General features: G+C 69.3%; 7 protein-coding genes and 1 pseudogene. 1 reads left to right on the forward strand and 7 read right to left on the reverse strand.

The genetic code is table 11. The features are described from left to right. Window positions 1-91: 91 nt before the first annotated feature. The 4 genes from ACFVFS_RS40130 to ACFVFS_RS40145 all read right to left on the reverse strand — a co-directional run bounded on the left by ACFVFS_RS40130 (window position 92) and on the right by ACFVFS_RS40145 (window position 3,251). On the reverse strand, window positions 92-655 hold the full coding sequence (locus ACFVFS_RS40130; protein WP_380630042.1) for an RICIN domain-containing protein: 564 nt from the start codon (window positions 653-655) through the stop codon (window positions 92-94). 105 nt (window positions 656-760) lie between these two features. Then, entirely contained in the window at window positions 761-1,468 is a 708-nt protein-coding gene (locus ACFVFS_RS40135; RefSeq protein WP_380630044.1) for a DUF4328 domain-containing protein, read from the reverse strand. A 428-nt stretch (window positions 1,469-1,896) separates the two neighbouring features. Then, a complete protein-coding gene (locus ACFVFS_RS40140; protein WP_380630046.1) occupies window positions 1,897-2,400 on the reverse strand; it encodes a hypothetical protein in 504 nt (167 codons plus the stop codon). An 83-nt stretch (window positions 2,401-2,483) separates the two neighbouring features. Next, window positions 2,484-3,251, reverse strand: a complete 768-nt coding sequence (locus ACFVFS_RS40145; protein WP_380630048.1) for a transposase — start codon at window positions 3,249-3,251, stop codon at window positions 2,484-2,486. A 98-nt stretch (window positions 3,252-3,349) separates the two neighbouring features. Here ACFVFS_RS40145 and ACFVFS_RS40150 point away from each other — a divergent pair, with 98 nt between their 5' ends. Next, on the forward strand, window positions 3,350-3,763 hold the full coding sequence (locus tag ACFVFS_RS40150) for a hypothetical protein (protein ID WP_380630051.1): 414 nt from the start codon (window positions 3,350-3,352) through the stop codon (window positions 3,761-3,763). 259 nt (window positions 3,764-4,022) lie between these two features. On the opposite strand, the gene ACFVFS_RS40155 is transcribed toward ACFVFS_RS40150, so the two are convergent. The 3 genes and pseudogenes from ACFVFS_RS40155 to ACFVFS_RS40165 form a co-directional block, all read right to left on the reverse strand. Continuing rightward, entirely contained in the window at window positions 4,023-4,433 is a 411-nt protein-coding gene (locus ACFVFS_RS40155) for a hypothetical protein (protein ID WP_380630052.1), read from the reverse strand. A 128-nt stretch (window positions 4,434-4,561) separates the two neighbouring features. Continuing rightward, window positions 4,562-5,035, reverse strand: a complete 474-nt coding sequence (locus tag ACFVFS_RS40160; RefSeq protein WP_380630053.1) for a protease inhibitor I42 family protein — start codon at window positions 5,033-5,035, stop codon at window positions 4,562-4,564. Continuing rightward, a pseudogene (locus tag ACFVFS_RS40165) lies at window positions 5,032-6,739 on the reverse strand (hypothetical protein); the annotation flags it as partial. The pseudogene ACFVFS_RS40165 and the gene ACFVFS_RS40160, both read right to left, overlap by 4 nt.

The following is a 6,739-nucleotide window of genomic DNA, read 5'->3' on the forward strand; positions in this document are numbered from 1 at the left end:
CAGTTGCACACGGGTCACGCACCATGGTCTACCGGATCAGGGGCAACCGCGAGGGCGAAACCCGCAAATTGATCACAACCGAATACGCGCCCTAGTAGTCGACGGGGCGGTAGGCGCCGCCAGGCGAGAAGATGAACCACTGCTGGTTCCTGCTGTTCCAGCAGTCCCACTGCTGCATGCGGACGCCGTTGAAGTACCCCGGTCCCCAGAGGACCGCGCCGCCGGGGACGTCCAGGCACTTGCCGCTCCAGACGTTGCGCAGGATCTCTCCTCCTCCCAGGGCACCGGACAACGCCCACTCCCACTTCTGGTTGGCACCGCCGTTGCAGTCCCACTGCTGCGCGGACGCGCCGTTCTCGGTGCTCCAGCCGCCGATCTCCAGGCACTTGCCGGTGTGCGCGTTGACCACCTGCCCGCCGCCGGGCGCCCGCCAGCTCTGGTTGTTGCCGCCGTGGCAGGACCACTGCTGGACGGGCGCGCCGTTGTCCGTGCTCCAGCCGCCGATCTCCAGGCAGTGCGGGCTGGAGCCGCTGGCCAGGACGAAGGGGTCGAGGTTGAGTCGCGGGCGGTCGGCGGCGGCGGCGCCGGGTGCGCCGATCGTGAGAGCCAGGCCGGCGCTGACGACGGCGGCGGCGATGCGGGACGTGAAAGCCAAGGTCGTGATCCTCATCAGGCAGAAGTGAAATGGTGGGATCGGCGCACCGAGCGCGAGCATCATCACCCCCCGGCTGCCGAGCGGTCACCCTAGTGGAGTGGCCGATCAGAGTTGGACGCGGGCTTCGTGAGCGGCCCTGGCCGCGATCGGGTTGATGTCGGCACGGCGTTCCTGCTGCATGGCGGTCAGCCGGTTGACCAGCACGATCGCCGCGACCGCCGCCACGAGGCGCAGCGCGAAGCCGACGGTTTCGACCCGGCCGGCGCTTTGCAGGCTCTCAAGGTCTCCGAAGGTCGGATCGAACTGGCGGGTCATGGAGGACGCGATCCGGCCGATGAGGAGCGAGCCGATCCAGGTGGCCCACCACAGGGCGACCACCCGCTCGGACGGTGTGCGGCGCCGTCCTTCAGCGTCCAGCGGCGCGCTCGCCCGCCAGCAGTCCACGGTCAGCTGCCAGGGGAACCAGAGCCCGACGACGGGGGTGAACCAGGCGCCGACGGCCCAGCCGCTTCCGTGGCGATGTCCGTTGGGCAGCAGCAGGTCGGCGTTCCGGCGGATCCGGTGGAACCAGATGACGAACACCACCGCGGTGGCGAGGAACAGGGGAATAGCCAGCCCGTTCATCGCGTCGGTCACGGATATCACGGAGTCGAGATCGTCGAACCCTACGTCGTCGGACCCCTCCAGCAGACCGCCCAGGAGCACGTCCGCCCAGACGTCGGCCGCGACGACAACCGCCGCCATGACGGCGTTCAGCCCCAGCAGGACGTAGAGGGCCGCGGCAAGGCCGTTCGGCGGACGCAGCGCCGTCACCCACCCCGGGGACGCCTCCGCACACCCGTAGCACCGCCCGCTGTCCGTCCCCGCCGGCCGCGTCCCGCACACCACGCACACCATCAGATCGCCCCCTCCAGAACGGCACCGCCCGCAGACACGCGCGCCGATACGCCACCGCCCCGACCGGGGCGGGCGCGCCGACTCTAGGGGACCCGCGCCACCCTCCGCCAACGAGTATTCCCAGTTCAGAGGCCGGTACCGCCGCAAACGGTCCGCACAGGACGATCATGTGATCCGCCGAGCCTAGTCGTCGTCTCGGTCGGGTCTGCCAACGAAGCCCCGCACGCCGTCAAAGGCTGCGGGACGCCCCGCTCGCCTTCGGCGGAGCTTCCTTCCCCCACAGCTCATTCACCGCGCTGAGAATCCAGACCAGCAAATCACTCCCAACCCAATAGATCTACGGGTCAGGCAGAGACGTACCGAAATTCGGATCCGGACCCGGTCGTACGGAGCCTCATGGCCGACAGTGACTTGTTCCCTTCACGGCGGGACACGAAGGCCCGAACGCTGGACAGTGCCGCAGCCGGCAGCAGTCCGGAAACCTCGGCAATGATCCGCTCCAGGCTGCTTCCCAGCATCGTGGCACTGTGGTTCAGGGCAGCGAGGGCAATCAGGCTGTCGCGCGGATCATCAAGCCTTCCGGTCGCCATGCCAATGGCAACGATCCCACGTTCGAGGCACCCCACCGAGGTCGTCCGCACACCGATCGACGCCATGCGCTCGGCATACGAATTGAGCACTCCCGCAGCGCGCGGGCCCACCTCGTCCAGCACTTCCTGCCTACCGGACGGCAACTCGCGCATGTACCCGACCACAACCGCCTCGACAACCTCGTCGAGCTTGTGCGGAAGCGCAACCCTCAAGTATCCGTTGAATTGCTTTCCGGTGAGCTGCGAAGGTTTCTGCATCACGCATCCCTCTGCTAAGGGCTGTCCCGTAATTGATCTTTCAGTGGTTCGGGGTAGGGCGCTCGGTCGTTGGTCGGACTCGGCTATGGGGCCTGAAGGATGTTGTGCAGCCGTGCGATGCCGAGCATGACGTGGTGAACGCCGTCGCCCTTGAGGCGGCAGTCACACAGGATCTTCCAGGTCTTCATCCGGGCGAAGACGTGCTCGACGCGGGCGCGGACCTGCTTGTGCTCGCTGTTGTGCTCGGTCTTCCATGCGGTGAGCTCGCCGCCCCGGGGTCGCCGGTGCGGCATGACCAGACCGGTGCCCGGGTAGCCGCCGTCGGCGATCGTGATGGTCTTGCCGACGGGCGCTGTGGCGCCCGACTCGACCCAGGCCTTGCAGTCGTTGCGGTTGCCTGGCAGGGGTCTGCCGACCGCGACAACCAGCCGGGTGTGGGCGTCGATGGCGACCTGGTGGTTGGTGGAGTACCGGTAGTTCTTCGACTGCTCGGCGACGGAGTGGTCGCGGGTGGGGACCAGGGGGCCGTCGACGATCAGCACGGTGTCCTTGCGGAACCGGCGGCGGGGCTTGAGCGCCAGCAGCGGGCCGATGTGGTTGATGATCCGGTCGGCCGCAGACTTGGACACGCCGAATAGCGGGACGAGCTGCCGCAGCGTCAGGTTGGTTCGCCAATAGGCCGCGACCAAGAGCACCCGGTCCTCCAGCGGCAGGCTCCACGGCCGGCCCGGCCGCGCCGCGTCGGCGCCCTCACGGCGCAGGATCGTCACCAGCTTGCGGAAGTCCCGCTGGCTCAGCCCGGTGAACGGGGCTATCCAGGACGGCTCCGATGCCGTGATCACACCAGCCATGGCGAGATCGTCTCATCTTGATCACCGTTGGGATCGCCAGCCGCTGGCTGGACGCAACTCGGTAGCCCGGGTGGCCTCGGAGTGGGAACCTCACGATCATGGCTACTGAAACCGAGGTGGGCGAGCTGCTGCACCAGCGGGGCTGGCGGACGGCGTTCACGGTCGCTGACAGGGTGGACGCGTGGGCCGCCCTGGTGAACGTCATCGAGCGCGGCTACGAGGACTTCATTTCCGAGTACACCAACGACCTCTACTGCCGAAACTGGATTCACGAGGCGTGGATCTTGCTTGACGATCACATCGTTCAGCTCTGGACTCCGCGGATCAAAGCCCTGGACGACCGATACAAGGCCGCGACCATCGATGACGACGGCCAAGCACTCGACCGGTTCCACGGACTGCCAGGCCCCGACTTGTGGTGGTGGCGTCGGCACCCCCGCCTCCTCACCGGAGAGCTCGGCCGCTCGCTTCGCTCGGCCGACGCCATCGGCACCGCCCCCGACACACCATGAGCTCAGCCCAAGTGGGGTTACGGGACAGCCCTTAGAAGCTATCCACGCCCGGCACAAAGTAATCGCCCTGCCAGCGATAGTCGCCTCGATCGCCTTCCCGCGACCCAGCAGCGGGGAGCAGGGCTGCGTCGGACACGGCGGTTCCCCTTCGCCGCGGTGGGGTCCGGTCCGGGCCGCCCGGACCCGGCCACCGTAGCGGGAACGCCACCGGAGCATGTCGTCGAAGCGGCAACCCGCCGGGCCCGACCGGGCCGGGGCTTCAGGCCCGGCGGATCGCCCCGGAGGAGAAGTGCTGCACCAGGACAGCGGCAAGGTGGATCGCGGCCTTCGCCTCGGCCTGCGTCTCCTTGCGAGTGGGCCGCTGCTTGCCGTGGCGGCTGGTCTGGCCGTCCCACAGCTGCTTCATCATCCGGCGCACCATCTCGACGCCCTCCTGCGGGTCGGCGCCCTCGATGTCGAAGACGAGCTTGTGCGCGATCTTCGGCATCTCGCCGAGCATCGTGCCGAGCGTCGCCCGGTCGCGCTTGGGGTCCAGGGTGGCGTGCGCGGCGGACTCCACCGCCTTGATCGCCTCGCTGTACGCCTTCACCGGGTCCGGGACGAGGGCGTACGCCCAGATGATCGCCTCGTTCAGGTGCTTCGAGGCCGACCCCCGCTCCGGCCGCTCCACGCTCTCAAGCGCGGACCGCAGGGTGCGCGCGACCGTCGGGTCGATCCGCGCGACCAGGGCCCGGCCGTCGGAGCGGACCGTGTAGCGCGAGCGCGCGTCGTCCAGCAGATGCTGCAGCGGCCTGCGGCTCAGCGGACGTCGACGGTGAACTGGCGCTTGGTCTGGTCCGGCCCGCCGGGGAAGGACCCACCGAGTTCGTCACGGTAGGGGACGTGCACGGTGATGGTGGTGCGGCCGGGGTTCTGGGCGCGGAAGGTGAAGTAGTAGTGGCCGCCCGTGCCGAGGTTCCCGGTCGCGCCGAAGCCGAGCAGGTCCGTGAGGCCGGCGTTGCCGACGTATTCGTCGCCGGCGGCGCGGGCGACGGCCGGGTCGGGATCGGGGGCGGCCATGGTCCAGTTGTCGCCCGCTCCCCGGTAGCCGAACACCTCGGTCGAGAAGAGCTCACCGGACTTGACCACCAGGTCGCCCGAGGTCTGCGTGAACACCGTGCCGTGGTCGAGCTTGCCGGTGGTCTTCCGGTGGACCGCCACCGCGCCGCCGGCGACCGCCAGGGCCAGCACCACGGTTGCCCCCAGCAGGATCCGACGCCACCGCCTGCTCATGAGGTTGCCTCACGGTGGGTGACTCGCAGCGCCAGGAGGGCGGCGACCGCATCGAGCCAGCGGGCAACCATCTCGTCGCCCTGCGGACCCTGAACGACCATGGAGGCCGCCTCCAGCCAGCCACGGGCCGCAGCGTCCGCCGGGCCGGGCAGCGGCTCGGGCAGCGCTGCCGCGAAGCGGGCGCCGCCGGCCCGAACGACCTCGCCCAGGAAGGTCAGGGCGCGCGGCATGACGCCGAGCCGGTCGACGGTGATCGCGGCGGCCACCGCGCCGTCGCCGAACAGTGTGGAGCGGTGCGGTCCCGGGTTCGGCAGGCCGAACCGCAGAAGGACCTCGACGTCCAGCTCCGCCAGCCGGCTGTCGCTCTGGGGGTGTGGGGTGTTCACCTGGGACCTCACTTGGGCAGCCGGATGCTCTCGACGTTGGGGAGGCTGGCGTCGGAGGCGCCGCCCATGTGGTTGTTGACGAAATCCGCCTCGCTGACCCAGACGGTGTAGCCCCAGGGGTTGTAGATCTCCAGCTGGTCGCCCCGGTGCCCGATGATCATCATCTGGTGGCCTCCGTCCCCGCGGACCGACACCGGGACCGGCTTGCCCTCGTCGATCACCCTCTCGATCTCGTTCAGCCTGGCGCTCGTCTCGGCTGTCGAGATCCACATTGCGGTACTCCGCACCGGTGTGCTTGCCGATCTCGTCGTCGGCGATGTCGTCGGACTCCCAGTCCCACATCCCGCCCTGGCCGAAGTGCCACCAGGCGCGGGTGTCGTAGACCCGCCTGGTCTCCTCGCCCCACCGCGCCTTCGCGGCGTCACCGTTGTCGTAGGCCGGGTCGCCGGGGCGGCCACCGGTGGTGAGCTGGAAGGCGAACAGCGGGTCGACCATCGCGCGGGCGGTCACCGTCGACGCCGCCACGCAGGTCGGGTACTGGCCCTGGCTCCAGTTGACACCCTGGTAGCCCGTCGGCGCCTTCTGGTCAGACGTCGCGTCGAGCTGCACCGGGGAGATCCGCTCGCCGAGCCAACCGGGGTCGTCGGCATGCTCGTGGATCAGGTCGTCGAACCTTTTGACCTCGTCGTAGCTGTGCCCGGCGGCCAACGCCTTCATCAGGTAGGCGCGTTCCTCCGGGGACTTGCAGCCGGCCAGCAGCTGGTCGAAGCGGACCCTGTCGGCCTCGCTCATCTTGTCCATGGCCTGGCCGGCACGGGTGACGTCGTTGGCCGTGAGGATGCTGTACACATGGTTGCCGTCGAGAGCGGCATCGACGAGGACCAGCTTGTCCGCGGCGCCCAGGCCCTTGTTCTTGAACCTGCCGGCCAGCGCCTTGCTCGCCAGCGCGTTCAGCTCGCGCAGGGCGGCCCGACCCGCGGTCTCGGCCTTCACCGCGGCATCGACGATCGACTTGATGCCCTCCTGCGCCCGCGCCTTGGCGGTGTGCATCTTGCCGTCGTCCCAGTGCAACGGGTCCGGCGCGCCCGAGACGGTGATCTCGTGCAGCAGCGCCAGCGCCTCGGTGAGCGGGTCGACCTCGGCAACGGCGCCACCACGGTGATGGACGCGGGTGCCGCAAGCGACCCGGACGCGGTCCAGCGGGCGCGGGACCGCGTCGAACAGCACCGCGCCGAACAGGAACACACCGCGGCCGTGCTGCGGGGCATCGAGGAGGCGTCGCAGGACTGAGTGCCCGCTGCGCCGCTCAGCCGGTACG

Source organism: Kitasatospora sp. NPDC057692 (assembly GCF_042799475.1).
Taxonomy (GTDB): domain Bacteria; phylum Actinomycetota; class Actinomycetes; order Streptomycetales; family Streptomycetaceae; genus Kitasatospora.

Excerpts from the sequence above, each read along its gene's own strand:
- ACFVFS_RS40140 (WP_380630046.1), bottom strand. The coding sequence starts at position 2,400 with ATGCAGAAACCTTCGCAGCTCACCGGAAAGCAATTCAACGGATACTTG.
- ACFVFS_RS40145 (WP_380630048.1), bottom strand. The coding sequence starts at position 3,251 with ATGGCTGGTGTGATCACGGCATCGGAGCCGTCCTGGATAGCCCCGTTC.
- ACFVFS_RS40150 (WP_380630051.1), top strand. The coding sequence starts at position 3,350 with ATGGCTACTGAAACCGAGGTGGGCGAGCTGCTGCACCAGCGGGGCTGG.
- ACFVFS_RS40160 (WP_380630053.1), bottom strand. The coding sequence starts at position 5,035 with ATGAGCAGGCGGTGGCGTCGGATCCTGCTGGGGGCAACCGTGGTGCTG.